Raw genomic sequence first — 26,188 nt, 5'->3', positions numbered from 1 at the left:
AAGGCCGGGCTACGAAAGTGGTTCCGGCCTGTTTTTTTCTTCATTTTTATTGTGTTTAAGGAGCAAGACTTATGCCAGTAAAACGAAAACATCTGACCCGCCATGAAGTGGGCCAGATACTGCTTGCAGCGGACAGAGGGATCCATTTTGAGCGGGATTACTGCCTGATTCAGATGTGTTTTTTACATGGTCTGCGGGTCAGTGAATTGTGCGGAATGCGCCTGTCGGATATCGATTTGGTGGGGCGTTCGGTCTATGTCCGACGGCTTAAAAACAGTCTCTCGACGCAGCATCCGCTGTTCGATGCCGAATTGCCCGCGTTGATGCGCTGGCTAAAGGTACGTCGCCGCTGGCGGGAGGCAGACAGCGACTGGCTTTTTCTGTCGCAGAAAGGAGGCCCGCTGTCGCGTCACCAGGTTCGATTGTTGCTCAAACGTTACGGTGAGCTGGGCGGCGTCAGCATTTCCGCATATCCCCATATGCTGAGGCACGGATGCGGTTTCGCGCTGGCGGACCTGGGGCGTGATACGCGTCTGATACAGGATTACCTGGGGCACCGGAACATCCGGCATACGGTGATTTATACGGCGACAAATACGCAGAGGTTTATGAATGTCTGGGGGAATATGAAAGAAAACCACACAATTAGTGCCAGAATGTAAAGTAGTATCAGAAAAATTTAGCAAAGTGTCAAAATTTTTCTGAGACCCCTTTTGATAACGGATTATCTCTCTGTTTTAAATAATAATTCCGATCTAATGCAGCTTAACACACCTTTGGTACCCTGCTGGCAACGTGCGTGAGTCGTCCACGTTGCCAGTTCTCATTTGCTCACCGCCTTACTGTTTTATGCCATTCCGCAAGCTCTGCTCCTCTCCCGATGGCATTTTATTTTTCATTCTCTTCTTCCACATCATTTTCTCCTGAACTCACCACTCTGGCACTAACGGGAAAGTCTAATGCAGATTTTTTCACCGCCAGAGTGATGCGGGGCCGAGTCCCGAATGTTCTTTCATCAAGGAGAAACACATGAAAAAAACGATGTTAAGCGCGTGTTTTATGCTGGCGGCGGCTAATGCCATGGCCGCCGACGGCACCATCCATTTCACCGGTAGCATTACCGACCAGACCTGCAAGATCGACACTGGCTCCCAGAATCTACCGGTGAACCTCGGCAATGTTGCCCAAACCGCCCTTAACGGGGCGAAGGGGATGAGAGCGGCGCCAACGCAATTTACCATCAACGTGAGCGAGTGCCCGGAAACGGTCACCGGTGCAAATGTGAAATTTGACGGGACATCCGATAACAACGACCAGAGCCTGCTGGCACTGGACAGTGGCACGGGCATCGCCACCGGGGTTGGGATCCAGATCGCAGATAAAAACGGCACGGCCATCCCACTGCACTCCGCTTCATCCGACTACACCCTCGCAGAAGGCGCAAACGCGCTCGACTTTGTCGCCCGCTATGTCTCCACAGGCCCGGCGGTCACCACCGGTACAGCAAACGGTACCTCTGAGTTCACCATCATTTACAAATAACGCTGTGCCGTCGCGGGGCGCATTCTCCTCCTCCTGACCATGCGCCACCGCATAACAGGGAGCGTTTCGCAGGGATGCGTATTTTTCGTCCGGAGATAACAAGATGAACAGGTATGCAGACATTTTGCTGGCGCTATTGCTGGCCGTATTTACCGTGCAGGCACAGGCCGGGATTGTCATTGGCGGGACACGGGTCATTTATAACGGCGACAAAAAAGAGACCTCCGCTTCTATACGGAACCCCGACAGATCCGGCGTCTGGCTCGTGCAGAGCTGGGTAGACAGCGGGATGAAGGGAAATAAAACGCCGTTTATCGTCACGCCGCCGTTGTTTCGCATTAACCCAGGGGAAGAGAACATCCTGCGCATTGTGCGCACTGGAGGGAGCCTGCCTGAAGATCGGGAATCGGTGTTCTGGCTGAACGTGAAATCCATTCCCGCCACCGACGACAGCGTGCCGCATAACAACGTTCTGCAGGTGGTGGTGAAATCCCGCCTGAAACTCTTTTACCGCCCGGCGGGGCTGGAAGGGCAGCCGGAGACCGCTTACCACCACCTGTCCATCGCCCGCAGCGGCAATCGTCTTACTATCAGCAACCCCACGCCTTACTACGTCACGTTATTCACCTTAAAGGCGGACGGGCAGGAGATCAAAGAGGCCGATATGGTGCCGCCGAAGGGCAGCGTCAGCTTCACGCTGCCATCGGCCACGGCGTCCACGGTGACCTGGCAGGCGATCAGTGATTACGGCGGCGTTAGCCAGACCGAAAGCCGCAAACTCTGAGGGAGGGAATATGAATAACCCCAATTCCCGACTGATGATCTTCCTGCTGGCGCTGCTGCTGATTATGGTGCTCCTGTTGGGTTACCTGCGTCATGCGGAAGCCCGCGAGACCTTCAATACCCACGCGCTGGAGCTGGACAGCCCGGGCCAGGCGGTCGTTGACTTATCCGCCTTTTCCGAAGCCGATGGCCAGCTACCGGGTACTTACCGGGTGACGGTGTACGTCAACGGCGAGCAGCAGGGCGAGGCGCAGGATATTGCCTTTGTTGCCGGGGCAGATAAAAAACTCACCGCGCAGTTAACTCCCGCAATGCTGAAAGCCTGGGGCGTGAACACCGCCGCCTTTCCTGCGCTTGCCGCACTGCCAGCGGACAAACCGCTGGAGGATATTGGCCGCTATATCCCGATAGCTTCCAGCGAACTGCGTTTCAGTAAACTGCAACTAAACCTCAGTATCCCGCAGGCGGCGATGAGCGCCACCGCGCGCGGCTGGGTGGATCCGTCCGAATGGGATGAAGGCGTATCTGCCGCGCTGCTGAACTATAACCTCAGCGGCAGCAACACCTGGCGCGACGGTGAAAACGGCTCTGATGATAACTACTACGCCAACCTGCAGAGCGGGCTGAACCTCGGCGCGTGGCGGCTGCGCAACTATTCCACCTGGAATTACGACGAGGATAACGGCAGCCACTGGGATTCGGTGAACACGTATCTTCAGAGGGATATCCAGCGCCTGCAGGGGCAGCTCACGCTCGGCGACAGCTATACGCCTTCCGATATCTTCGACAGCGTGCAGTTTCGCGGCGCGCAACTGGCGTCGGATGACAATATGCTGCCGGACAGCCTGCGCGGGTTTGCGCCGATCATCCGCGGTATTGCCCAGTCGAATGCCCAGGTCACCATTAAGCAGAATGGTTACACCATCTATCAGAGCTACGTCGCGCCGGGGGCCTTCGCCATCAGCGATCTCTACCCGACATCCGGCAGCGGCGATCTGGAGGTCACGATTAAAGAGGCCGATGGCAGCGAGCGAACCTTCATCCAGCCGTTCTCGGCGGTGCCGATTATGCAGCGTGAAGGCCGCCTGAAGTATGCCCTCACCGCCGGTAAATACCGCAGCGGCAACAGCGACAGCGATGAGCCGGAATTCGGCCAGATAACAGCGATTTACGGCCTGCCGCATGCCATCACGATTTATGGCGGCACGTTGTACTCGGAGGACTATCAGTCCGGGGCGGCAGGGCTGGGGTTTGGTCTCGGCGAGCTGGGTTCGGTTTCCGCGGATATCACCGCTGCGCGCACCACGCTGAACAACGATGAAACTCACGACGGTCAGTCGTACCGGGTGCAGTACTCAAAAGATTTTCAGGCCACCGATACCAGCTTCACCCTGGCGGCGTACCGCTATTCCACGGAGGGTTTCTACACCTTCCAGGAAGCAAACGACTTACGCTCGGACAGCGATGATGGCTGGCGGCTGACGTACAACAAACGCCAGAAACTCCAGCTCGATCTCACCCAGAGTATCGGCAGCTACGGTTCGTTCTTTGTTTCCGGCTACCAACAGGATTACTGGCATGAGGATGGTTACGAGCGCACCCTCAGCACCGGCTGGAACGGCAACATCAACGGTATCAGCTACAGCGTTTCCTACAGTTACAGTGATTACCCGGACAGCATCCAGCCTGCCGACCAGCAGCTGGCGTTCAGCATCCAGGTGCCGCTCAGCCGCTTTATGCCGAACGCGTGGGCCAGCTACAGCGTCAACACCGCGAAGCACGGCGACACCCGCCAGCAGGTGGGCCTCAATGGAACGGCGCTTGCCGATAACAACCTCAGCTACAGCCTCCAGCAGAGCTACACCAACCACGGTGTGGGCGGCTCCGGCAATATCAACGCCGACTACAAAGGCGGGCAGGGGGAAATCACCGGCGGCTACAACTATGACGACGACACGCAGCAGGTGAACTATGGCCTGAAAGGGGGGATTGTCGTCCATCCGCATGGCATCACGCTTTCCCAGCCGCTCGGTGACTCACTTGCCATCGTGAAAGCGCCCGGCGCGGATGACGCGAAGGTGCAGAACAACACCGGGGTCTATACCGACTGGCGCGGCTATGCGGTGGTGCCGTACGTCAACGCCTACCGGAAAAACCGCATCGCACTGGACACCAGTACGCTCAGCGATGGCGTCGATATTGACACCGCCGTGCAGACGGTGACGCCAACGCAGGGCGCAGTGGTAATGGCGGACTTCAACACCCGCGTCGGACGGCGCGTACTGATGACGCTGCTGTACCGTGGGCTGCCGGTGCCGTTCGGCGCTCAGGCGAAAATGAAGGAAGGCGGCAGCGGCATCGTTGGCGATGACGGCCAGGTGTATCTGACGGGCGTCCCGGATGAAGGTGATATCACGGTGAACTGGAACGGAAAGCAGCAATGCGTGGTGCATTACCGGTTGCCGGAGAATGCCGCAAACGCGCCGGTAACGGAAACTGAGCAGGAGTGTCGGGAATGAAACTTATTCGCTACATTGTGGCCCTTACGAGTGTCATCATGTTTTCTCTGCCAGTGATGGTCTGGGCGTCATGCGCCTTTACGGGCGGTGCAACCTCAGAAATTAGCGGCTATGTCACATTTGGCAATGTGTCTGTTCAACGCGATGCGCCGATAGGCAGCGTGCTTGCTACGGCGACAACCGGGACTTATAACGGTGGGCAGGCGATTGCCGGATGTTCTGAATCCTGGACTTATCGCTGGGAACTGAGCAAATGGAGCTCGTTGAGTTCCCAGGGGAACAAAGTCTATAACACCAATATTGCAGGAGTGGGGCTCCGGCTAACAAACACTGCATCTGGAAAGTTGCTTCCCTATGACCAAAGTATGGGAACGGGCAGCGTCATTATTAATGCTGATGGTATTAAAGCTGAATTAATCAAAACGGGCGATATTACGGGCGGAACCCTGGATACCGGTATGCTGGCGCGGGCCTCGGTGGCAAACCAGTTTTATTTTGCCAATGTCACCCTGAATGGCACAAATACCATTACCTCTGAATCCTGCTCCGTTACCACTAACCTGGTTAATGTCCCGCTGGGGGATCATGACAAAAGTGAGTTCAGCGGTCCGGGTACCGGAACGGCCTGGCAGACATTCAATATCAATCTGAGTTGTGTTCAGGGCGCGCGAATTAATGTGCGTATTGACGCCACGGCAGATAGCGACGCAGGCGTACCCGGCGTCATTAAACTCGACAGCGATCCCGTTAATGCCAGCGGTGTTGGTGTTCAGCTCTGGTATCGCTATGAAGACAGCCCGGTACAGTTCGGTCAGGAGCGGTATTACTACACCTCGCCTTCAGGTGGTAACGAATATGTTCAGCTTCAGGCGCGCTATTATCAGACTACGCAGAGCATCACGGCCGGGAAGGCGAACGCCACGGCAACGTTTACGTTGACGTATAAATAGCTATCTGAACAATTTTAAAGGTTTTAGACTAACCCTCTGTTTATCAGGGAAGATGATAATGACCCAATATTGGTGGAAAGATCTTTTTGATCGCAATAATAACTGGCAGGGCCTGGAGCTGACACTTAAGAGCAACCAGAGGACCGACGTGGCAATGGAAATGCTAAGTGGTCGTTATGGGCGGATGGCGCTGCAGGTCTCTGGGGAGACATTATTCTGGGCATCGATGTTGAAAGATCATTCTGGTGTCTGGTTGGTGTTTAATGCCGAACATTCCGCTTGCCAGACATTATTACCGGCTGTCACATCTGAAGATATTGAAGGAATTAAAAACAAAGGCGAACGGGCCTGGACAGGTGAATGGTGTCGCTATTTTTCCCGGCAATTAATGAATGCGCCAGTGCCTCTTCTGTCTCCTCGCCGATGGCTGATAAGGCCGATGGAGGCCAAATATTCATTACCGAAATTATCCGGACAGCGTGTTCCTGCAAATGGCTGGCGTTTTGATGCCCCAGAAAGCAGCGGGAATATCGGCTGTAGCTGGACGCTCTACGGCGAAGATTTTCCTGATTTGGTCAATCCTGACAAAGTCAGATTAGTGGACTGGTGGTGGAGAGGTAGCCTGCTACTTGGGCGTTATCCGATACAACCTGATGCCGGAAGGTTGAAATGGTGGCGTAAAAAATGCCGGGAGGGTGCGCTGCCTCCAGTACTTGTCTGGTATATAGCAGGGCTGGGATCATTTGTTATTCTTGATGGTCATTATCGTTTACAGGCAGCGATTGCAGAAGAAATCCCACCTTCATTTCTGGTGCTCAGCGAATTGCAGGAACGGGATTTTGCTATCGATCAAGAAAATATCCGCATCCCCCTTGAAGATAGCGACCACATTTGGGACATCGTGCCAAACATTGTGCGCCGCCCTTATTATAGCCAGGGCGGTGCGCGGGAAGTTCCATTGTTTTTAGCTGGGGCACTCATAACGACAAAAGGCACCCTTTCGGATGCCCTTTAACTTGTTTTTCGGCGGGGATTATGCGGCTTGTGCAGCTACGTGATAATCCCCCGAACCAATGTAGCTGACCGGGTTACAGTGGCCGCTCAGCGCGTCCAGTACATCCAGTACCACATCCTCAACGTTAGCCGGGAGATCACTATCTAACGCATGGTTCAACAGTTCATACGCAAGATGGCCACCATCACGCCCGTTGGCGTTTACCATATCATTACACATGGCAAACAGAGCCTGACGGCTCGCACCCTGCGCGATAATGAGGTTGATTGCTTTTTCGTAGTTCACTTTATTGATCATTGTTATGTACCTCCCAAAGAGGTCGTGTCTCAGCCAAATGGGCTTCGTATTCCTGAATGTGCATATCATGCTTTGGTGCAATGATAGCATGGGTTTCGCTATCTTCAATGAACAATAAGTGTTCATGTTCAACCAAAACCGCCGACGCGATCGCATAACACGTAAGCCGACGCGCTGGCTTGAACAAATGCCGAGGGATATTCTCCTTTGGCGGAATCGTCAGAGACAACCCCTGCGCCAGGTGTATGAAGTTACCCTTTTCATCCAGCAATACGTCAATGACCTCTCCCGGCGCAACTTGCCCATCAATACCCGTTCGCACTGTCAAACAATCGCGTGCGCCCGTTTCCACTAGGGGAAGAGCGTCAGTGTCAGACTTCATCATGCGCAGGTATTTAGCAGTCAATTTGCGTTCCTGATCATCCAGTTGAAAAAAGATCGAAAGCATTTTGCCGCAAGCCCCATCCACCAGCAAGAGGGCATTCAGTTATTCCCTTCAAATTGTGCCGAATTGGCTGGTGAATCGCTCTTTTCTACCATTTGCAACTTACCCCGCCCATAAGGGCGGGACTTGCCGCGCTTTTGGGTCAAAGCTGCCGCCAGAGATGTTATAATATTACTGCCTTTAAGGGTTCGCAGAATGCTCACAACCTTATCATCTGGCAACCCATTCAGAATTTGCATAGCAGCTCGAAGAACATCTGTTCGGGTTACACCTATCAGGCCAGCTAGTTCTGTGTGGCGTTTGTTTTTTTGACGTGTTTTGCGTGCGCCGGAGGGATACATACCTCCAGCGCCAGCGTAAGGGTTATTAGGGCTCTCATTTGCGTTTCAGGGTGCCTATGCTCTCTGGGCTTACCCAGCGGCCTTCACCGTTCTTTTTCAGGGTAAAGGACATTTTGTTTTTCAGGGTAAAAAAACAGGGCACCGTCAGCGATCGCCGGGGAAGCGGAACATTGAACCTTGTCGCCGCCGTAGGTGGAGCCGTTCACACCGAACACCAGACCCGGCAGCTCCTGACCGTCTTCCTGGGTAACAGTCCATGTGCCTTGGTAAGGGGGGCAGCTTAGGCGCGTGCGCGGCGTTCTGCGCTTTGGTTTTGTGGATGTCACAAGAGCCATCTGAATCGGTCACTTACGTACAGCCTGAGCGCTCCAGTTGTGCGCGATAGTGTGCTTTGATGGCATGTGCCAGTGCTGTTGCTACGGTCGCCAGAGGGATTACTATCATCAATTTTTTTCATTGCTGATTTTCCAGTTCGTTAAATTCGTTATAAAGCGCCCAGTGACGCTCGTTATAGTCGCAAGCCAGCTGGAATAAATGCCAGAAGGACAGACCGCGTGCGGCCAGGAACTTGCTCAGACGTTGGTATCTCATTTCTTTTCGTCGGCGTAGCGACGGGCGTTATCAAAAAGCCCAGTACACATATTGAATCCTTAAAAAATTTCCCCCCCGTCACACCGCTGGGCGGGGAGGGGCGCAAGGCGCATCTACTTAATGATCAATACGCTACTTTTCGCCGGTAATGGTGGCGTGCCATTTGCTTTTTGGACAGAAAAGGCCAATCAGTTGCAGTCGGAAAGGTAAATTTCTGCGCTGCTGGCATCACTTGACGCGTCATCAGCACACGATTGAGCATCATCCAGATCATCAGCACTGGCAGCGTCATCAGCATTCGACTGGGCCGACTGGATAGCCATGCGGGCAGCGCCGATATCGCACGCTATTGCGATTCCTGTGGTCTGCGCCAGGAGCGCGGCCAAAATTACCCAAAAAAACTTATTCATCGTTTACTCTCAAAATGTCCTGACCACTGGGCAGGCATTAATGTGCTTTCAGGGCTTCGATTTCGTAGCCAACTTGCACCATGTGGATGTACTGAATTGCTATCGGCAGCGCTAGATCTGCATCGATACCCTGACCTTTAAGTTTTGTTGCAATGTTTTGCGTGCTCTCTGATAAATCAGCAGCGGAGGATTTAATTTTCTGGGCACTGCTACCCCACTCGTCCCGCATTTTTCGAGCTATATCAGAGCCGCCGGTACAGCTTTTCGCCAGATAGTCGGTCATAGCAGCCGGATCAGGAAAGATGATTGTTTTCGACAGTTCGGTAAAGGAATCCTGCGCCTGGCCTTTACAAAACTCGGATGCGGGTTTATTCATTGCCGCCATCATTGTTTGCTCACCGATTCGATAAGCCTCTTCCACCGTCTTTGGTGCGTTCACGCTATAGGTAGAGCGGTTTGACTCCGCCATTGATTTGCCCAGCATCATGCCAACGCCTTTAGCCGCAAACATTACAACCACGGCCACACCAATTTTCTTGCCCCATTTTTGAACGAAAGCATTCATATTCATTGCCTCAATAGCCACCAACGGTAGCGGGTTAAAAATGTTACTGTTCAGAGTCCAGCTTGCCTGATACCAGGCAACGTTCTGCCTCGCCACGTGAGCGAGCGTTATCAGCACAATATTCGCGCACCTCTTTGGAGGCTTCCGGCGCTTGCGTCAGGTACATCGGGATGTCAATCAATCCAGCAGACTGGCACGCCAGTGCATACGCATACGTGGCCTTGTCTTCAAACGTCCGGCGGTATTCCGGGTTGTTAGTGACCTTCGCGTTATAGGCCTCCATGGCTTTTTTAGCGTGGGTACAATCGGCAGGGGTCAGATCAACGCCGTCGGCGTGAGCTACGCCAGCAGTCAACAGCAGTGCGGCGATCAGGGTTTTAATCAGTTTCATTGCTTTTTCCATATTCAGAACTCGCCATCAGCCCGGCAGCGGGCAAATCGTTAGTTAGTGGTGGTGATGGTGGTTACGGCGCTCTGGCGAGCCAGCCGAGGCTCTTTGAACAACCAGCGCCAGATCAGCAGCGAAATCGGTGTGATAATAAAAGGCTGGAAATAGACCTGCGGAGAGCTTTCAAAGAGCACCTGCACAACTTCACCTACGCTGCGATGATACTGATCCGCAAGGGCTACAACGCTGATATACACTCCGCCTGCGGCCAGCCCCAGTGCAATACCGCACGCCTGTAGATAGGACATGTTCGGCCATTCGCCGCCGGCATAATTCCAGTTGAACCAGAACCCAATACCAATCAGGAGAAACATCACGGCCACATAGCCAGCGCTGTAAGAAGTTAAGATGTTCATCAGAGGGAGCAGGGAGAGAAGCATCAAGATGCCCAAAATTACTTTTTTATAAGTTTTCATGATTTAGTTCCTTTATACCGGCGATGGCCGATATGCCTGTTATAAGATTCGTGTGTGACCAGTACCCAGGTCTGCTGCCGCTGGGCGGAGCGCTTGCAAATCAAGCGGTGGTGCATTCCAATGGCCATCGAGATATGGACGAGATACGGGTTGAGCGTGCGGTGTACTCGCTGCGGCGTAAGCTGCTGTTTGTTGAGCACTATGCAGATCTGCCGCTGCAACGGTACGCGCCGCGCCAGCTGTAGCAATAGTAGTGCTCGCATAGCGATCAGCGTGTTGATACGCGGCCTGCGCTAGGGACAGGTCAGCAGCTGCGGCAGTGAAAGTGGTCGCTACGATAACTGCGGCGGTGATAGTTTTAATTGCGAATTTCATTTGTTTACCTTAATTGCCTGAAAACGCCATGCCGTGTAATTCTCCGATAAATAATTAACGCGAGAGACTGTTGGTTATTAAATTGTGAAAATATATCTCAGCCATTTAACCAAATTCGGCATTTCGCCGTGTCGGTGACTCATTTCACCGTACTGCTCATTGATATTATTTTCGAGTGTTTTTAAACCTCGCACCCTGCCAAACTAGTACAATAAATATTCCGTCATATCTGCATTGGTGTGTTATTTACAGATTTATCTCATATAATTCGTGCCGGACTCTTTTCACTGTCGTTAAGAAAGCACATTTTCGCATTAATCACCCCCGTAATAATTCATCATGATATACGCTAGCTTTATCAGCCCCAGTGCATAGAGCGCCACCCACCAACAGCACACGCAGCGCGTGTTCACGAGTTCAGCAAAGCGCCGCGTGGGATAGCGGGGTAATCGTCATGCTTGTTTTCCATTATCAGTATCCAGCGCGTTAAATAAGTTATCGATGATTCCCCCGAAACCTTTTTGCAATTCCAGAAACTTTGATAATTCCGAGTTAAATACTGGGTTATTTTTGTTGTTAATTGCTGTGGTGAGGTTTGTTAACTACATTCAATAGCAGCACACAAAAAATTAATGTTTGCATTTAATTCTTTTGGGCGTTCATCTGATAAAGGCGCGAGCGCTACGGGAGGAACATTCGTTCCTGATACTTTAGTCATGTTGTGTATCACCATTAAACACATTCGAATGAAAGTATTAGTAAATATTTAATTATTTTACCGCTAAAAATAAGGTGAAACTATTCTTTGAGCAAGAAACATTCCCTTCATTTTGGCGCATATTTCGGAATATTTAACCAAATATTAGACGGTTCGCTTCGTCTTCAAGCTCATACGCGCCCATCCATGCCCTTCCTCATGAAACCGCGCACATGCTCTTTCTGCTGTTTGCTCTGCCTTCTGCTGGCCTTCCCAGTACCGAAATTCCTCGGCATTCGGCTTCGCGGCGTGGTCATGTGCCAGCAAATATACTCACCGGCATACAGAATGGAGGACTTTTGCTCGCCGTTCATCAACTAGTGAGCAATCAGACTGCCGGACTCCACACGCAGATCCGCAATGTTCAGCATCTGGTGCATACCGTGCAGTTCGTTTTCCATCTTTTGAACGCACTCCAGCAGTTTCGGTTTTTCTGCTGGCGCAGGCTTACTATCATCGACAGGCACAAGGCTCAGCAGTTCGTCCACTAGCGGTTAGTTATTACTTTCAAAAAGTGCCCAGCAAGCGGCTAGCCGCTCTTTATCCAGAGCGTAAAGCAAGGGGTTGGACTGCCCGCGCCCGGAGGCCTTCGAGCAGGCCTCGTCGTGAGGACAGAATTTGTCTACGAGTATGGGGGCAGTCCAGACACTGGTTTTTGACTTTCGAGACTCAGATGCACCGCCTCGCAGATCCGGCTTACCGCCAGCCCGTCAACTGCGGTGACCGGGTACGGTGACCTGTTCCTGACCGCCCGCACAAAGTCATTGATGGGGTCGATACCAAAGCCGCTGGCGACACCGTTGCGGTAGTTGATGAAGTAGCTGTTGGGCGTGAGCGTCTTGTCCGGGGTGGTAATTTCCAGTCCCCGATGCTGTGAGGTGCTGCGGATATATGTCGTCCCGCAGAGGATCTCGATGCGCCCGTCGTTGTCCTTCGGAAACCCCTCCGGCAGCACCCACGAATTCTCGACCACCCATGAACTGCCATCGGCCATTGTCAGCAGGCTCTGTACGCTGTCGTGGGTGTCTATCCCGCACACGTCCAGCAGTTGCTTCTGGCCCACCGCATACACTGATACCACCTCCTGCCCGGAGAGATACCGCACCAGATCGAAACAATGGGAGCCGAGGAACCATACCGGGGAGCTTGCGCCCGCCCAGTCCAGCCACGCCGTCGGGACCGTTATCACGTCGTCCATACTGATATGCCCGCGCAGGATGCGCCCGGCTTCCGGCCTCTCCAGTTCAGCCTTAATGCGCATCACCGCCGGGTCCCAGCGCTTGTGGAAATCGACGCCGACCAGCAGGTCCCGCTGCTGCGCCATCTCCACGATAAGCTCACACTCGCGTACCGAGGTGGCGAGCGGTTTCTCCGCCAGCACATGTTTGCCGTAGCGCAGGGCGGTGAGGATGGATTCGGTGTGGTACGGGTCAGGTGTTGCCACCGAGACGATATCAATAGCCTCCTGCTGTAGTAACCGATCCAGCCGTGTGTAGCCCTGGATCCCGTACGCCATGGCAAGGTCGTCACAGCGTTCCTCATCTGTTTCGCAGATGGCGACCAGCACCGTGTCCGGGTTATGGCGGTACGCGTTCATATGGTGTTTGCCGTAGATACCTGCGCCGACCACGGCGGCTCTGATTTTGTTCATCGTTGAGTCCTCAGAATAAGCCCAGGGAAAACAGCCAGCCGATGATGACGGCCAGCGGTCCGGTCAGTTGTCTCGACAGCAGAAAGGCGGGTACACCTTTTGCGATGGTCTCCGGCTTTGCCTCCTGCATGGAAAGACCTACTGGCACGAAGTCGCAGCCGACCAGCACATTGATCGCAAACAGGGCGGGCAGGGCGAAGGCCGGAGATATCGCACCCGCGCCAATCTGCGTACCAATCATCACGCCGATGACCTGCGAGATGGCCGCGCCCGGCCCGAGCACCGGGGAAAGGAACGGAATGCCACAGATGAGCGAGAGCAGCACCAGCCCCCACAACGAGTTCGCCAGCGGCGTCAGGGCGTGGGCAATCAGGCTGCCGAGTGTGGTCTCCTGCACCAGCGCAATCAGCAGCGAGACAAAGGCCATAAACGGGATAACGTTACGCAGCGACACGTCCACCGCCTCGCGGCTGGCAGCGAACAGCAGGGCGATAACGTGGCCGACGGCGGTACCGGTCTGCTCGACCATGCGCACCAGTTTCTCCGCGCCACGGGGAGGCGGTGGTGTGCTGATAACCTGTGGTGCAGTGACAGGCACCGGCTCCGGTTCACCGTCAGGGGCTTCGGCGGTATCTACCAGAACCAGTTGCTCTATCGTGACGCCGGAAACGTAGTTATCCTCGGTAATAAAGTGCGCCAGCGGTCCGGCCCGCCAGGTGGGGAGCACGTTGACGGTCGGGATACCCTTCTGCGGATACAGGCCGCAGCGCAGGGACCCGGCGCAGTTAATCACCACGCACAGGATGTCGTTATCCGGCGGGATATCGGCGAAGCCGTTAACGATTTCCGATTCGGTGAGCGCGCCGATTTCTATCGCCACCGGATGAATCTCCCGTCCGGTGAGCGACAGCACCTTTTTGCCGCTGGCAACGGGCAGCCACAGCCCTTTACCGTAGCCGCCGGGACCGGGGGGAATCCGTACCGTGTTCATGGCCGTCCCTCCTCTATCACCAGGTTACCGTGCAGGTCACGCAGGTTCGGCACCGGGCCGGAGAGGTGAACCGCCCCGACGTGGCAGGGATTCAGATCACCATTGAACACCAGCGTCAGGTGGCTGAGTTCAAACAGCGCCTGTTGAGCGCCCTTGCCAACACTGGTCACCAGATAATCATGGCCCGCCAGCAGCAGGCGGTCGCCGGGGAGTATCATCAGGCTCTCTTCCCGGAACGACGGCTCCAGCGACAGGGAATAATCGATGCAGTCTTTCGGCCCGTTGCTATCGAATGTGATGAGCATCTTGTCGGTCAGGCCATCGGCGACAAACAGCCCGATGGCAGTAATACGTGCGCAGTAAATCATCATGGCGCATTCCCCCGCTTGCTGAGCCGCAGGAACAGGTACTCGGTGATAATTCCGCGTATCAGGCCAATCAGCATGGCGGCGGCGATATAACGCAGGGCCAGCGAGGTAACGGGCAGGCCGAGCGCCTTAATCCCGGCGGCGACGCCGAGCCAGACAAACAGCTCCGACGGCACCACGTGTGGAAACAGGCTGGTGAGGGGGTGGGCAGTGGTGCCGAGTGCATCTTCATAGCCGGGTTTGCTCTTCTCCGGCAGGAGTTTACCGAGCGTCAGCGCGCCGGGGCTGCTCATAAAGAACCAGCCGAGTACCGGCAGCACGCCGTAGGTGAGGATGCGCGAGCGGCCAAGCAGGGCGGCGACCTTCTCCATTCTGACGGTGCCGACCAGCTTCATCAGGAAGTTGATGGCCAGCAACAGGCAGATGAGCATCGGGATAAGCCCGGTCATCATGTCGAGAAAGATTTTGCCTGCGGCCTGGAACAGGTGGATAAAGCCTTCAGCCAGGGAGACCAGAAACATGGCGGCCTCCTGTACTCAGTGCGATGGTGTTTGGTTCTGGTTCGGTGTGCATAAACAACTCTCCTGTCAGGTGTCGTTGGTTAATGCGTCCTGCCACTCACAGCGCGGGTCGTTATGTCCCGGAGTTGTCGGTTGTTGTCATGGGTTGAAGCGGTTTTCGGGGTTCGCGTTTGTTACTGGAATTGAGGTAACGGCCGGGCCAGATCGCTGATGGATGCACGTCGAGCGCGATGGCAATCAGCCACTCGCCTTTTGGCCACGGGCGCGTCAGGGTATTCGACAGCGTTGACGAGGCCAGCCCAGCTTCCCGCGACAGTTTCGCCAGACTGGTGCCGCGTTTGTGCAGGGCGGCAACGATGTCGGCGGGGTGCCAGTCTTTTTTAGCCATTTCGGTTACCTTTGTTGTTGACTATGAGTCACAAATGTATGCTAGCACGTTTTTTATGTGACTCATAGTCCGTGGACCAATAATCAACGAAGATTGATGCTGGCTAGATGGAAAATACGGGATCAATCAAAAAGGTACTGGGCAACAGAATCAGGGCGCTACGCAATGAGATGGGACTGTCCCAGGAAGCTTTTGCTGATAAATGCGGCATCGATCGCACCTACATGAGTGGCATTGAGCGAGGAGTAAGGAACCCCACGCTTGTTGTCATTTGTGCAATTTCAGACGGTCTGGGGATGGATCTCAGCCATTTATTTATGTTCGACGATACCGCAGAAAAAGACGGCGAATCAACGGATTGTGACTCATAGTCCGTGGTCTGATAAGCAACGTAAGTTCATTTTATCTGGATGAAAAATACATCCAGTATTCAGGCGCAGTTTGGCGCACATCTCAAAAAACTCAGGCTCCAGTCAGGCCTGTCTCAGGAAGCATTTGCGGATAAGTGTGGGCTTGATCGTACTTATGTGAGCGGCATTGAGAGAGGGGTAAGGAATCCAACCCTTGAAGTGATAAATGTTTTGGCTCAAGGGTTGGAAATTGAAATTAAGAGTTTATTTGAATTTAAATAAATTCTTGATTGGTAATATTGGGGATTAAGTTTTTATTTGAAATGTTTTTCATTTCTTTAATGTATCCATCGATACGATAAACCCATCTTGGATCAACATGTTCTCGCATATCATTATCAAAATTATCTATGTCAATGAGTTCAAGTCGCTTTGATTCTTGTGAAGCTTTTAGTGCATCTTTTGTGAAATAATTACTAGTTATAATTACTGATTTTGTGGCGTTTTTTATATTTAGTAAACCCAAAGCATTTCGAGCTATTTCTACTCCGACTTTAGTTTCTTTTTGTTTGCATTCAATATAAAGCACCTCGTGTTCCCTTCCGTTGCCTTTTTCTGCAATGATATCATACCCACCGTCTCTAGTTTTTTTAGTGATGTTAACATCATATCCTTTTTTATTATATAAATAACCACAAAGAAGTTCAAAATCACGTGAGGATATTTTTCTTATCAGATCTTTAGTTGGCAGTGGATGATTGATAAATTTTGCATTTATTAATGAAATAATATCCTCACATCGATAAAATCCATTGTCAGACAGAAACCTAATGTGCGCTGTCACATAAGCATTAACGACACTGACTGCTTGATAAGGGTTTTGGGGTAGTAAATCAAGAATCCAAGAGATAGATTGCCATGGTGGATTTTTTTCATTTACTGAAATTAATCTTTTAAGAAATGATTCATGGTTGAATATTTCTCTGATGTTAAATTTTCCACTATCAAAAACCCAGTTTCTGATGATATCATCACCGCCTAAAAATGCAGTGGGAATTATAAATTTGTAAATTAGATCTTTTACATCGTCTTCTGAATATTTATCAATGTTGATAATGTATTCTTCTAAATGTTTGGTGGTTGGGAATTGAAAATCCATTATATCATAATCTCGCTCCCTCCGATCAACCGAAATCATATTAAGCCATTCTTCAAGCGTCAGTTCGGTTGCATCTATAAATTTTGTGTTCTTTTTTAGTTTTCTTTTCATAGACTTTGTTACTTTATTTGATGTGAGGTGTATTATCTACAAAAAAGCTCTTAGGTAAAGTTATTAAGGTCACATAGTTGTCATTTTAAAGATAGGTGAGATATATTGTACACATGATGAAAATATTAAATGATATTCAGAAACAATCGAGCGTTATCGATTGAGTGACATTATATGCCTAGCCGCCTCCACCTCACTACACCCCGTCTCCTTCATAATCCGCATCCGCTCCGCTTTCTCATGCTTCTCGGTCATAGCTAACGCCAGATACAGCGCTGGCGGCACCACCCGAAACAGCGCCTCAACCCGAGGCGACAACACCACGCCCTCGGTATACTGCCCCGGCGACTTCACTGCCGAGCGCAGCAGTTGCCGCTGTTCCTCGGTCAGCGCCTTAAACCGACAAACCTGTTCAATCTCCTCCGACGGCATTACCAGCAGCTCCCACCACTCGATCATATTGAGCAGTTTCTTCGCCTCGTCAGGAAAATCCGCCAGGTTCTGGGTAGCGAGCCATAGCCAGATGCCGAGTTTGCGCCACATCTTCGAACCCTTGGTGAGAAACCGCGCCAGCAGCGGGTTAACGGTAATGATATGCGCCTCATCGGTGATGTTGACGATAGGGCGGGCCAGATGCTGGTCGCGCTCACCAAGGTTGTTGATATGGTTAATCAGCGAGATATAGCTGATGGCAAGCTGGGCTTCGTAACCCTCACGGGCAAAGGTGGCGAGATCCACCAGAGTGATATCCGCCTCCGGCCACATCTGACCTTCGCGGTTAAACAGTTCGCCTTCAAACCCCGCGCAGAACAGGTTGATGGATTCCGCCATTTCATATGCCCGCTGGCGGCGGACTTCCGGCAGGCTGCTGTCGCGGGAAAGAGTGAATAGTGCGTCACGGATATCTTGCGTCAGCGTCTGGCGTTTTTCCTCGTAGCAGGTATGCGCGGCAGCGATAATCGCCTGGCGGATCATCGCCCTGTCTGGCCGGGTGAGGCGCGCATCCTCCTTTGCTTCGCCGCCGGTGATCATCAGCCGGGCGGTGATCTCCATTTCGCCGAGCACGTCTCGCTGGTCGTCGCCCTCGCTCTCTTCATCCTCCGGCGGTTCGGCATCGTTGACGGCCTGTTCCACCAGTCGCCATGCATCTGCAAACAGGGGCAGGGTGACGCCGGAACCGGGACGCAGGCTGATTTTGTTCACCATCAGGCCGTGGGCGGCGGCGTAGTCGGCCATCAGGCCGAACGAGTTCCCGGCCTCAATGATAAACAGGCGCGGGCGATGCAGCGCCATTAGTTGCGCGATTTTCGCGTTCAGCGTGGCGGATTTGCCCGCTCCGGTCGGGCCGAGCAGCAGCAGGTGCCCATTCTGCGCACGGTCCAGCTTGTTCAGCGGATCGAAGCACAGCGGCGCGCCGCCACGGTTGAAGTAGCAAACTCCCGGATGCCCGGTGCCGGTTTCCCGCCCGTACACTGGCAGCAGCCCGGCGATATGCTGGACGAAGTTGAGGCGGGTATACAGCCCACGAGGATCGCGCAGGGGATCAAAGCACATCGGCAGCCAGCGTAGCCAGTGGCTGAGTGGGGCCACTTCGTGCTGCTCCTGCACTGGCACCAGTCCGGCATTCAGCAACAGGCTGTGCAACTGGCGCTGCTGGCGAAACAGGGTATCGGTATCGGAGGCGTGCAGATAAAACGCCAGCGTGCTGCGGTACAGTTTATGTCCGTCCTTCAGGTAGCTGCGTACCTCGTGGCAGTCGCGGCGGGTGTATTCCGAATCGGTATTGTCGCCAATCGCCCGCCCGGAAAGATGGCTGATATGCTGCTCCAGCTTATCCTGCGGATATACCACCACCGTCAGGTTCATGATGGTTCCCGCAGGCAGTAGGTCGAACAGGGCGTTGATGCCGTCGCCGCGCGGGGTTTCCCCGGTCAGCAGACCGGGCGGCGGCGCTTTGCGCAGTCGATCGACGACCACCACTTTATGCGGGCGGTTATCCAGCCACCAGACGCCGTTCTCCGCATCTGAGTGCGGTTCGCTTGCCAGCAGCCGTTCGGCGAAGTCAGTGATGACGGGCAGGGATTGATCTTGCGGTAAATCCAGTTGTCGCCAGAAGGCTTTTTTATCTTCAACGGGCGGCGAGGGGTTAAACCAGCGCACCAGCCAGCGGTGAATGTCCTGCTCATTCTGGCGGATAGCGCTGATACCCGCCGCTTTTAGCCCGGCGGTAATGCGTTCGCAGATATTATTCAGCGTCTCTTCCGGCGACGGCCCATCCGGTGAAAGTCCAGGAAGCCATCGGTACACCACCATCCGTGTGCGCCGCCACGTCGCCCGCCACCGGGTACGGGTGACGGTGTTATCGAGAAACAGCCCCTCATCGCGGGTAAGATTCACCATATGGTTTGCCATCTGTGTGAGCCACTCGCGGGTAAAGACGGAATCGCGGATTTCCGGTGCGGCGTAAGCCGAAAGTGATGCCAGCCAAGCCTCGCTATCGTCTTCATCCTGACAGAAAAACTGCACTACCCACGGCGCACGTTCGTGCTCATCAAAGGCATCCTGTAAGGCATCGGTGACGGTATCGCGCACCTGTTCCAGAAAAGCCGTCGAGCGGCCTTCGGTGCCAACGGGATTTAGCTCAAATACGGCACCTACCGAGCGGCCATCCTCCAGCAGTAGCGTCTGTGACTCCGGCAAAAATTCCACCCACGGCAGCCAGTCCACAAACGACGGGCCTTTGCGGTAGCTGGTATTCAGCGCCTGTTCGGTCAGGCCGCGCCGTTCACTCATGGCGGCGTCAGGCGCTCGCCCGGCAATGCATACTGCGGGCGGGTGTAGAAGGGGAAGACGGTGCTGTAACCAGGCACCGGCGTGTTGCCGTTAAGGTGCGGGGAGACGTACAACACCATATCCGGGTTGGGCAGGCGTGGAAACTGGCTACGAATGGTGTTCGCCTCAGGTTGCGCCACCGGACCATCCGGCGGGCGGCGCAACTGCGCGCGCGCATCCAGCAGAGTCGCGCTGCCGCTGCTTTGCTGCTGCCACAGCGAGAGCATGCTGGCATCAGGATCGACCGGCATCAGCTCTTCCTGCGAGGTGCTGCATCCGGCCAGCAAAAACAGAAGTATGAGCAGGGTGCGTATCATTCCAGTCCCCCCGGCGTGCTGACCTGCTGGTATTTCACCTGGCGGCCTTCCGGCTCGTAGTCGATGGTCAGCGGTTCGGTCAGATGTACCGCCACCTTATGGCCCGGCGGCACGTACACGGCATCGAACATCTGGCCGTAGTGCTGTTTCATCCAGTCGGCGGTTTCTTTTAATCCGCCGCCGATGGCCTGGCCGAGCACGTACTGACCGTTGTTGCCCGTCACCGCGCTGGTGATGCTCCCGTCCTCCACCACGGTGGTGCTTTCACCATTGGCGAAGGCCTGCGCCGCCGCGCCGGAACCCGCCAGCAGGAACTGCGAGGTCAGGTACTCCTTCGCGTTGCTTTTGCGTTCGCCGGGAATACACGGCAGTCCCTGGTTATCCGAAAGCCAGCCGATCTCCTGCTGTTTGTTGCCGGATTTGCCGCCATGCGGGACGGTGCGGATGGTGCCGTCGTGGAACACAAAGGTCATGGAGGTGATTTGCCCGCGCACGCAGGAGAGTGTCCAGTCGCCGGAAGCGATGCCGGAGACCACCGCGCCCGTCACGTCCGGCAGTTCGATGCCGTTGGCGGTGAGGTTGTCCTCGCCAATCAGCAATTTGAACGGATAGGGATCGCTGACGGTGCCGTTAAGCGGCACGCGGCCAATCAGCGCCGTCATGGCGACCGAGCCGGTCAGCGTGGTGTTCTGCGGCAGGGTGTAAACCTTCACGTCAGGTTTTGGCAGTGGTTTGTCTGCCGCTTTCAGAGGGACGCGCAGCAGCTTTTCATCCACTGGCGGGGGGGCATCCAGCGGCTCCAGCCAGCGGATATCTGGCTGTACGTCGGCAGGTAGTTCGCCGGGCGTCAGCCCCAGACCGGGCGGGATATCGTCCGGGCGCTTGGCCATCAGATGGTCGAGCTTATCCAGCAATCCCCGCTGGCTTTTTAGTAGTTCATCGCGCATCTGGTCCTGCTGCCTGCGCATATCCCCGCGTAACTCTGATACCAGCGTCGCCTGCTGTGCTTTCAGTCGCTTTTCGCGCGCCTGCTGGCTTTCATTATCGCTCTGGATAGCCTGAAGCTCGCGGCGGTACTCCTTCATCTGGCCGACCAGCGTGGCGACGGTATCGGCAGGCGTGTCGCCATCGATGCCCAGATCGCGCAGTTCCTGCGGCGTTAATGCTGCCACGCTGCGGGACGGGGATTTCTCAGTGGTGTTTTTGCTGGCGGGACGCAGCAGCAGCCATACCGTTACCAGCACAATCACGGGCAGCAGGATTTTCAGCAGGAGACTCTGGTGCGGCATCATGGTTTCGGCTCCGGCAGCAGGGCGCGGGAAACTGGGCCTTCCGTCACCAGGTACACCACGGTGGTATCTTCTGCCAGACCACGCGGGCCGAGCCAGTCATGCTGGAACGCGGCGGCGGTGAACTGCCCCTGAAGCTCGCGCGGATCGAGCGTGATGCGCTGTCCGCTCTGGTTTTGCAGGCGGATGGCGGTGACGGTGGTGGCGTTGACCTGCCATGCTGCCAGTGGAGTCGCCGTAACAGGCTGCTGAGTCAGCAAGGTGGTGATGCGTTTTGCCAGCCGGACGGGCGCGGGCGTGACGCCGGGCAGAGCTTCAACGGTGCGCAGCGGGGCATACAGGTTCTGCGCGGCATAGCGTACCAGCAGAATGGGCAGGGGCTCGGTTGATGCTGTCACCGGGACGGACGTTTTTGCTGTGGTAGGCGTCTGCGGCGCATAGCTAATTTTCACGGGTTCAAGTGGCGAAGCGTCCGGGATGGCATGAATATCCAGCAGGATCAGCCCGCCGCTTTCAGTATCTCGTAGCTGGATTCGGGTGGCCGGGAACGCCGTATTTGCCAGCAGGAAGACCTTGCCGCCCGCGCTTTGCAGACGCACTTTGCCTTCCAGCGTGGCGGGATAACCGATGCGCACTGCTTTACCCACGTCGACAATCCGCTCCTGCCCGACATGCAGCGCGACGGGTAGCGGGATGTTTTCCCACTGTACCACTTCCGTGGCGAAGGCCGGGAGACTGAATAACAAAGCAAAGAAGAGGTATTTCATTGTTTCTCCTCCGCTACCAGACGCTGCGGAGTGGCATCGGTACAGTCGATCGCCAGTCCCCACGGGTTTTTCTCCGCATCAATGGCGTAGCGCACCACCTGCAACGGGTAGCGCACCAGCGCTTTTTTCACCGGCTCGTTCTGGTAATACTCTTCAACCGCCACGTCCAGCGTTACCCGCCAGGCGTCCTGACTTAAGGTCTCGACGCGCGGGACAGGGTGTTTATCACCATCATGTACCAGGCTGCTGTAGCCGTGGCCCGGCAGTTCATACACGCCGCGCGTGCGTTCGCGCAGTTCACCACCGTTGCGACGCACCTGAAAATCATGCTCCAGGCGGGTGTAACAGGCGGGCGTCAGGTAGGCGCGCAGCGAGCGGAGGTTGCGGGAATAGTCCTCCTCGCCGTTGTCCGGCCAGCGGTTAAGCTGCTGGAAGATATAAAAGGTGAAGGCGTAGACGCTGGCGGGCGGCACCTCCCACCACGGACGAGTGCTGCCGCTGCGCAGGTCCGGCGGGAACCAGAGGGTGAGCTTTTGCGGCGCGCTGTACCAGCCGTAGCCGATGCCCGCCAGGCACAGGCACAGCAGAACAATCACTGCACGCAGCGTCAGGATATGGTTATCGCGCTCGGCCAGCGCGTGGCGAAAGCGGCTCATCGCGGACTCCTGCGCACTACCCATTCGGTACTGTGCTGCACCAGTTGTGCGCCGCGAAGATGATGACGTTCCAGCCAGGCAAGAATCGCCTGCGGTAGCCAGCTGTCGGGCTTGCCACGTTTGGCACGGGCCAGGATGCGTCCGCCGCCCTGAATCAGTAATGCCGCACCTGCCAGCGCTGAACCGGGGATCAACGGCCAGTAATGGGTTATCAGGGCGAGCAGAATGCCGAACGCGCAGCCGACGCTAAGACCGAGAGCCAGCGCCAGAAACAGTTCGCTGGTGGTCAGGCCGCGCCAGACCACGGGCTCGCGGTTGAGGCGGTCGGGGAGAAAGGGGATGCTCGCCATATTATAGGACGTCCGAAGCCTGGTTGAGCAGCCAGATGATAACCACCAACAGAATGCTGCCGACGCCCGCCATCGAGCCCAGATCTTTCCACTGCTTGCGCCCGCTCTGGATCTCCGAGTAGGTGGCAATGCAGTTGTTCGCCACCACCAAAAAACCGACGGCGCAGATGGCCAGCGCTAGCAGCACCACGATGTCAAATCCGTAGTTTTGCAGCGTCTCCATAATGCCCTGGCCCTGGCCGCGCGAGGGATCTTCCATCGTAGGCAGATCGGCGAGGGCGTTAAATGTGGCGAACAGCAATAACAGAAGCCAGCGCATGATGCCTCCTCAGCTCAGTACCAGCCAGAAGCTGACCAGCACCAGTAACAGTGAACGTGCCGCCACCGCGCCAAAACTCTGCCAGCTCAGGCGCTGGCGGCAGACGCCCTGCCAGGCGACCAGCAGCGTCCAGGCACACCACAGCAGCAGGGCGCTGGTAAACAGGCCGAGCACCAGCAGGCTGACGGTCTCCGGTTTGCTCAGGCTGGCGGCCTGAAAGGCGGCGAGTTGCGAGTCAGTCATCGAGATGCTCCCGCTGGTAGCTGGCGCTTAGAGGCTGGACGGCACGTGGCTGCGCTCTTGCCGGGGTAAGGTAACGGCGGATGCCCTGTTCAACGGCGGTAATATCCTGCTGCGCCTGTAAGTAGTCGAAGAAGTAGCGCGACTGTGGATCGGTGCTGGCGCTGCTCCGGGCGCGTTCCAACGAGGTTTTTACGCCGTCGAGTTGCTTCAACGCAAGGGCGAGCTGGGTGGATTCCGGAGAGGCGATTGCAACTCCTTGGAAAAGAAGAATAGATACATTTAGTAGTGTAATTCTGTTCATTTATATCACTCCGTGGATATCGGAGTGATAATAAAAAATATTCAATCAGATGAGATCTGAGAATTATTAGTGAAAAATAAAAGATGTTTAATCTATATACTTAAGTTCAATTAAAACAATGAGTTGTGTTTTATAGGGGCTCGCATCAACACTTTTGCGAGCCATAATGATAAGTTAATCAGATGTCGAGAAACTTTTCGTGAAATCTTCATGAATTTTCAATTCATAATCATCTGGAGCATCAAGAAATTGGATATCTATATGATTTCCATATTTAGATGTTAATAGTTTAGCTTTTCCATTTTTGTCTTTTCTATCTCCAGTAGCCAAGAAAAATTTTTGATATCGTCTTGGTGATACCCCTTCAAATAACACAAAATTTACCTTGTAAGCTTCATTTAGCTCAGTAATGGCATCATTATGTAATCGCAATGCTAAACTTTTTTCGTAAGGCTCGATGAAAACAACTTTTTTGATTCCTGATGCTACAATATGTCGTGCGCAATTATGGCAGGGATATGTCGTAGAATATAATATTTTATCTTTTGTGCTTTCACTAGGATTTCTTGCTAATGAAGTAATTGCATCCATTTCTGCGTGGATTGCTCTTGAGTACTCTATTATAGAAGACACAGGTGTCTCATTGAATAACAGATTAGCAATCTCGCTAGGTGATACCGGTTTTGGAGAAGAAGTTAGTTCATCTTCAGATGATTTAGGTTCTTCGTGAGTGAAAATGTTATAGTTTTTTAGTATTGATTCAAATTTCTCTCTAATTTTATTCTTATGTTCATCATTGAAACAGTGGCCTCCTTTATGGATGCAGCGATGATCATCTGCAATGTTCCCTGTTTCATAATATAGCCCGCCAAAAGGTTTAGGGACATCATTACGTCCAGTAGCTATAATATCGCCATCATCGTTTAAAATTGCTGCTCCGACTTGTCTTGATAAACAAGCAGATGTTAGAGAAGCAGAAAAAGCTGTATACATGCCTTTTTCATCACGGGTTGGAGTTATACCATTTTTACCATGAATCAGTGCAATGCATCGTGAAATTGCTTGCTTTTGTAGTGACTTATTACCAGAGTTATTATTTATAAAAAAATCAGAGTCTAAAATTGTTTTTTCAGTTTGTTGACCTGTCTTCTTCTCGGATTTTTTATCTTCAGTGATGATCTTGTATATATCATTTGTTGATATGCCCTCATCCCTTAAATTTATAATTCTTTCACTTTCACTTCTAAGCATTCCAAATAAATAAAAATTATGCGGATATATTAATCTGAGTAACTCAACTTCGTGAGGATGTTTTAGTTGGTCAATAATAAATGCGACTTTACCAATATCTTTTTTTTCAAGATCAATATTGTTCTTTTTCTTAATTTCAGCTTTTATCCTAGTTATTTCGCTAATCACTGCTTGGGATAAATAAGTGGTTTCTATTTTATCTCTAATTAAGTTACCTTGGCTTTGTAATTGTAGGTAACGTTCTGCCGCATTGCGGATAAGTAGTTCAACAAGATTTGGATGTTTCTTGGAGAGGTCAATGATTATGTCACTAACTCTAATAGTATGAGTATCATAATCATAAATATCTAATTCTGCCTTTACAGTCTCAACGAGAGATCTAAATCCAGAACCAACTGTACCACATATACCAATGATAAGAGTTTTTGACTGCCTTGATCTTATGAAATCGATGGATTTCTTTTCTGTCGAATCATCCATCGACTGTTTTTTTGAGTCTTTTACCGCGATTGCTGCGTTCGTCATTTGCGATTACACCAATTATTTACCAAATTTTACTTTCAGCCCGTTCCACTAATTCATCTATGATTTTTTTTCTTTCGTATTCTTCGATAGTTACTATCGTTGAATGGATAGCCATATCATATCCTTCAAAAACCGTCTTCTCACAATCAGAACTTTGTGAGACTGATTTAAAATTGACGTACACAACACCTTCGTTTTCAACTGACATACTTCCTCCTGTAAGCGCAGTGCATAGTACAAATCCCCAAGTTTATGTCAAGGATTACGCTGTAAGCTATTACACCTATAATCCTATAATCCTCCTTTGTCCATTCGATTAGTACATCCTTGTGCAACTGGTTCCAA

The 26,188-nt window shown here is 53.2% G+C and carries 34 protein-coding genes; 8 read left to right on the top strand and 26 right to left on the bottom strand.

Annotation, left to right across the window (positions count from 1 at the left end):
• Positions 1 to 71 precede the first annotated feature (71 nt).
• The 6 genes from ABLU87_RS17855 to ABLU87_RS17830 all read left to right on the top strand — a co-directional run bounded on the left by ABLU87_RS17855 (position 72) and on the right by ABLU87_RS17830 (position 6,809).
• A complete protein-coding gene (locus ABLU87_RS17855) occupies positions 72 to 662 on the top strand; it encodes a tyrosine-type DNA invertase (protein ID WP_009654435.1) in 591 nt (196 codons plus the stop codon).
• 367 nt (positions 663 to 1,029) lie between these two features.
• A complete protein-coding gene (locus tag ABLU87_RS17850; RefSeq protein WP_009654430.1) occupies positions 1,030 to 1,542 on the top strand; it encodes a fimbrial protein in 513 nt (170 codons plus the stop codon).
• 103 nt (positions 1,543 to 1,645) lie between these two features.
• Positions 1,646 to 2,326 (top strand): molecular chaperone, encoded by a 681-nt coding sequence (locus ABLU87_RS17845; RefSeq protein ID WP_122117031.1) that lies wholly within the window; start codon positions 1,646 to 1,648, stop codon positions 2,324 to 2,326.
• Positions 2,327 to 2,336: 10 nt separating this feature from the next.
• On the top strand, positions 2,337 to 4,844 hold the full coding sequence (locus tag ABLU87_RS17840; RefSeq protein ID WP_122117032.1) for a fimbria/pilus outer membrane usher protein: 2,508 nt from the start codon (positions 2,337 to 2,339) through the stop codon (positions 4,842 to 4,844).
• Complete coding sequence (locus ABLU87_RS17835; RefSeq protein WP_227633883.1) at positions 4,841 to 5,794, top strand: fimbrial protein; 954 nt, start codon at positions 4,841 to 4,843, stop codon at positions 5,792 to 5,794. Before ABLU87_RS17840 ends, ABLU87_RS17835 begins: the two co-directional genes overlap by 4 nt.
• A gap of 58 nt (positions 5,795 to 5,852) precedes the next feature.
• A complete protein-coding gene (locus tag ABLU87_RS17830; RefSeq protein ID WP_227633882.1) occupies positions 5,853 to 6,809 on the top strand; it encodes a ParB/Srx family N-terminal domain-containing protein in 957 nt (318 codons plus the stop codon).
• An 18-nt stretch (positions 6,810 to 6,827) separates the two neighbouring features.
• Here ABLU87_RS17830 and ABLU87_RS17825 read toward each other — a convergent pair whose 3' ends face one another.
• From ABLU87_RS17825 to ABLU87_RS17760, 14 genes are all read right to left on the bottom strand, one after another.
• The gene (locus ABLU87_RS17825) at positions 6,828 to 7,106 is read right to left on the bottom strand and encodes a hypothetical protein (RefSeq protein ID WP_122117033.1); all 279 of its coding nucleotides are present in this window, start codon (positions 7,104 to 7,106) and stop codon (positions 6,828 to 6,830) included.
• Positions 7,096 to 7,554 (bottom strand): hypothetical protein, encoded by a 459-nt coding sequence (locus tag ABLU87_RS17820; protein WP_122117034.1) that lies wholly within the window; start codon positions 7,552 to 7,554, stop codon positions 7,096 to 7,098. The genes ABLU87_RS17825 and ABLU87_RS17820 overlap by 11 nt, the downstream gene beginning before the upstream one ends.
• Before the next feature lie 421 nt (positions 7,555 to 7,975).
• The gene (locus ABLU87_RS17815; RefSeq protein WP_196942037.1) at positions 7,976 to 8,218 is read right to left on the bottom strand and encodes a hypothetical protein; all 243 of its coding nucleotides are present in this window, start codon (positions 8,216 to 8,218) and stop codon (positions 7,976 to 7,978) included.
• 127 nt (positions 8,219 to 8,345) lie between these two features.
• Complete coding sequence (locus ABLU87_RS17810) at positions 8,346 to 8,483, bottom strand: hypothetical protein (RefSeq protein ID WP_183129321.1); 138 nt, start codon at positions 8,481 to 8,483, stop codon at positions 8,346 to 8,348.
• A 188-nt stretch (positions 8,484 to 8,671) separates the two neighbouring features.
• Entirely contained in the window at positions 8,672 to 8,893 is a 222-nt protein-coding gene (locus ABLU87_RS17805) for a hypothetical protein (RefSeq protein WP_122117035.1), read from the bottom strand.
• 37 nt (positions 8,894 to 8,930) lie between these two features.
• Positions 8,931 to 9,458 (bottom strand): hypothetical protein, encoded by a 528-nt coding sequence (locus ABLU87_RS17800; RefSeq protein WP_122117036.1) that lies wholly within the window; start codon positions 9,456 to 9,458, stop codon positions 8,931 to 8,933.
• Between the two features lie 43 nt (positions 9,459 to 9,501).
• Positions 9,502 to 9,849, bottom strand: a complete 348-nt coding sequence (locus ABLU87_RS17795; RefSeq protein ID WP_122117037.1) for a hypothetical protein — start codon at positions 9,847 to 9,849, stop codon at positions 9,502 to 9,504.
• Between the two features lie 50 nt (positions 9,850 to 9,899).
• Complete coding sequence (locus ABLU87_RS17790; RefSeq protein ID WP_122117038.1) at positions 9,900 to 10,322, bottom strand: hypothetical protein; 423 nt, start codon at positions 10,320 to 10,322, stop codon at positions 9,900 to 9,902.
• Between the two features lie 1,449 nt (positions 10,323 to 11,771).
• Positions 11,772 to 11,921, bottom strand: a complete 150-nt coding sequence (locus tag ABLU87_RS17785; RefSeq protein WP_348865993.1) for a hypothetical protein — start codon at positions 11,919 to 11,921, stop codon at positions 11,772 to 11,774.
• A gap of 155 nt (positions 11,922 to 12,076) precedes the next feature.
• Complete coding sequence (locus tag ABLU87_RS17780; protein WP_122117041.1) at positions 12,077 to 13,105, bottom strand: Gfo/Idh/MocA family oxidoreductase; 1,029 nt, start codon at positions 13,103 to 13,105, stop codon at positions 12,077 to 12,079.
• Between the two features lie 10 nt (positions 13,106 to 13,115).
• Positions 13,116 to 14,096 (bottom strand): PTS glucitol/sorbitol transporter subunit IIB, encoded by a 981-nt coding sequence (locus ABLU87_RS17775; protein ID WP_122117042.1) that lies wholly within the window; start codon positions 14,094 to 14,096, stop codon positions 13,116 to 13,118.
• Entirely contained in the window at positions 14,093 to 14,467 is a 375-nt protein-coding gene (locus ABLU87_RS17770; protein ID WP_122117043.1) for a PTS glucitol/sorbitol transporter subunit IIA, read from the bottom strand. The genes ABLU87_RS17775 and ABLU87_RS17770 overlap by 4 nt, the downstream gene beginning before the upstream one ends.
• Positions 14,464 to 14,985, bottom strand: a complete 522-nt coding sequence (locus ABLU87_RS17765; RefSeq protein WP_009654432.1) for a PTS glucitol/sorbitol transporter subunit IIC — start codon at positions 14,983 to 14,985, stop codon at positions 14,464 to 14,466. Before ABLU87_RS17765 ends, ABLU87_RS17770 begins: the two co-directional genes overlap by 4 nt.
• Before the next feature lie 112 nt (positions 14,986 to 15,097).
• A complete protein-coding gene (locus tag ABLU87_RS17760; protein ID WP_009654445.1) occupies positions 15,098 to 15,373 on the bottom strand; it encodes a helix-turn-helix transcriptional regulator in 276 nt (91 codons plus the stop codon).
• 107 nt (positions 15,374 to 15,480) lie between these two features.
• On the opposite strand from ABLU87_RS17760, the gene ABLU87_RS17755 reads away from it, so the two are divergent.
• Together ABLU87_RS17755 and ABLU87_RS17750 are read left to right on the top strand one after the other, a co-directional pair.
• Positions 15,481 to 15,744: a helix-turn-helix transcriptional regulator gene (locus ABLU87_RS17755; protein WP_049009561.1), complete on the top strand. Its 264-nt coding sequence runs from the start codon at positions 15,481 to 15,483 to the stop codon at positions 15,742 to 15,744.
• A 39-nt stretch (positions 15,745 to 15,783) separates the two neighbouring features.
• The gene (locus ABLU87_RS17750; protein ID WP_049009560.1) at positions 15,784 to 16,005 is read left to right on the top strand and encodes a helix-turn-helix transcriptional regulator; all 222 of its coding nucleotides are present in this window, start codon (positions 15,784 to 15,786) and stop codon (positions 16,003 to 16,005) included.
• On the opposite strand, the gene ABLU87_RS17745 is transcribed toward ABLU87_RS17750, so the two are convergent.
• From ABLU87_RS17745 to ABLU87_RS17690, 12 genes are all read right to left on the bottom strand, one after another.
• A complete protein-coding gene (locus ABLU87_RS17745; protein WP_196942036.1) occupies positions 15,998 to 16,993 on the bottom strand; it encodes a restriction endonuclease in 996 nt (331 codons plus the stop codon). The genes ABLU87_RS17750 and ABLU87_RS17745 overlap by 8 nt on opposite strands.
• Positions 16,994 to 17,146: 153 nt before the next feature.
• Positions 17,147 to 19,786, bottom strand: a complete 2,640-nt coding sequence (locus tag ABLU87_RS17740) for a conjugative transfer ATPase (protein ID WP_122117226.1) — start codon at positions 19,784 to 19,786, stop codon at positions 17,147 to 17,149.
• Positions 19,783 to 20,142 (bottom strand): TIGR03751 family conjugal transfer lipoprotein, encoded by a 360-nt coding sequence (locus ABLU87_RS17735; RefSeq protein ID WP_122117225.1) that lies wholly within the window; start codon positions 20,140 to 20,142, stop codon positions 19,783 to 19,785. The genes ABLU87_RS17740 and ABLU87_RS17735 overlap by 4 nt, the downstream gene beginning before the upstream one ends.
• Positions 20,139 to 21,434 carry a TIGR03752 family integrating conjugative element protein gene (locus ABLU87_RS17730; RefSeq protein WP_122117224.1) on the bottom strand — a complete coding sequence of 432 codons (1,296 nt, stop codon included), beginning with the start codon at positions 21,432 to 21,434 and terminating at the stop codon, positions 20,139 to 20,141. Before ABLU87_RS17730 ends, ABLU87_RS17735 begins: the two co-directional genes overlap by 4 nt.
• Positions 21,431 to 22,198: a TIGR03749 family integrating conjugative element protein gene (locus ABLU87_RS17725; RefSeq protein ID WP_122117223.1), complete on the bottom strand. Its 768-nt coding sequence runs from the start codon at positions 22,196 to 22,198 to the stop codon at positions 21,431 to 21,433. Before ABLU87_RS17725 ends, ABLU87_RS17730 begins: the two co-directional genes overlap by 4 nt.
• Positions 22,195 to 22,854 (bottom strand): PFL_4703 family integrating conjugative element protein, encoded by a 660-nt coding sequence (locus ABLU87_RS17720; RefSeq protein ID WP_122117222.1) that lies wholly within the window; start codon positions 22,852 to 22,854, stop codon positions 22,195 to 22,197. Before ABLU87_RS17720 ends, ABLU87_RS17725 begins: the two co-directional genes overlap by 4 nt.
• Positions 22,851 to 23,204 carry a TIGR03750 family conjugal transfer protein gene (locus ABLU87_RS17715; RefSeq protein WP_122117221.1) on the bottom strand — a complete coding sequence of 118 codons (354 nt, stop codon included), beginning with the start codon at positions 23,202 to 23,204 and terminating at the stop codon, positions 22,851 to 22,853. Before ABLU87_RS17715 ends, ABLU87_RS17720 begins: the two co-directional genes overlap by 4 nt.
• A gap of 1 nt (position 23,205) precedes the next feature.
• The gene (locus tag ABLU87_RS17710) at positions 23,206 to 23,523 is read right to left on the bottom strand and encodes a TIGR03745 family integrating conjugative element membrane protein (RefSeq protein ID WP_001267431.1); all 318 of its coding nucleotides are present in this window, start codon (positions 23,521 to 23,523) and stop codon (positions 23,206 to 23,208) included.
• A gap of 9 nt (positions 23,524 to 23,532) precedes the next feature.
• Positions 23,533 to 23,766, bottom strand: coding sequence for a TIGR03758 family integrating conjugative element protein (locus ABLU87_RS17705; RefSeq protein WP_009654440.1), 234 nt, complete (start codon positions 23,764 to 23,766; stop codon positions 23,533 to 23,535).
• On the bottom strand, positions 23,759 to 24,067 hold the full coding sequence (locus ABLU87_RS17700) for an RAQPRD family integrative conjugative element protein (RefSeq protein WP_122117220.1): 309 nt from the start codon (positions 24,065 to 24,067) through the stop codon (positions 23,759 to 23,761). Before ABLU87_RS17700 ends, ABLU87_RS17705 begins: the two co-directional genes overlap by 8 nt.
• 174 nt (positions 24,068 to 24,241) lie before the next feature.
• Positions 24,242 to 25,843, bottom strand: coding sequence for an anti-phage dCTP deaminase (locus ABLU87_RS17695; RefSeq protein ID WP_122117219.1), 1,602 nt, complete (start codon positions 25,841 to 25,843; stop codon positions 24,242 to 24,244).
• Positions 25,844 to 25,862: 19 nt separating this feature from the next.
• Complete coding sequence (locus tag ABLU87_RS17690; RefSeq protein WP_032734411.1) at positions 25,863 to 26,051, bottom strand: hypothetical protein; 189 nt, start codon at positions 26,049 to 26,051, stop codon at positions 25,863 to 25,865.
• Positions 26,052 to 26,188: the final 137 nt, after the last annotated feature.

Source organism: Klebsiella sp. CB_Kp196 (genome assembly GCF_040061575.1).
In the GTDB taxonomy this organism is placed as follows: domain Bacteria; phylum Pseudomonadota; class Gammaproteobacteria; order Enterobacterales; family Enterobacteriaceae; genus Klebsiella; species Klebsiella michiganensis.
This window is presented reverse-complemented; position numbering and strand designations above follow the sequence as displayed.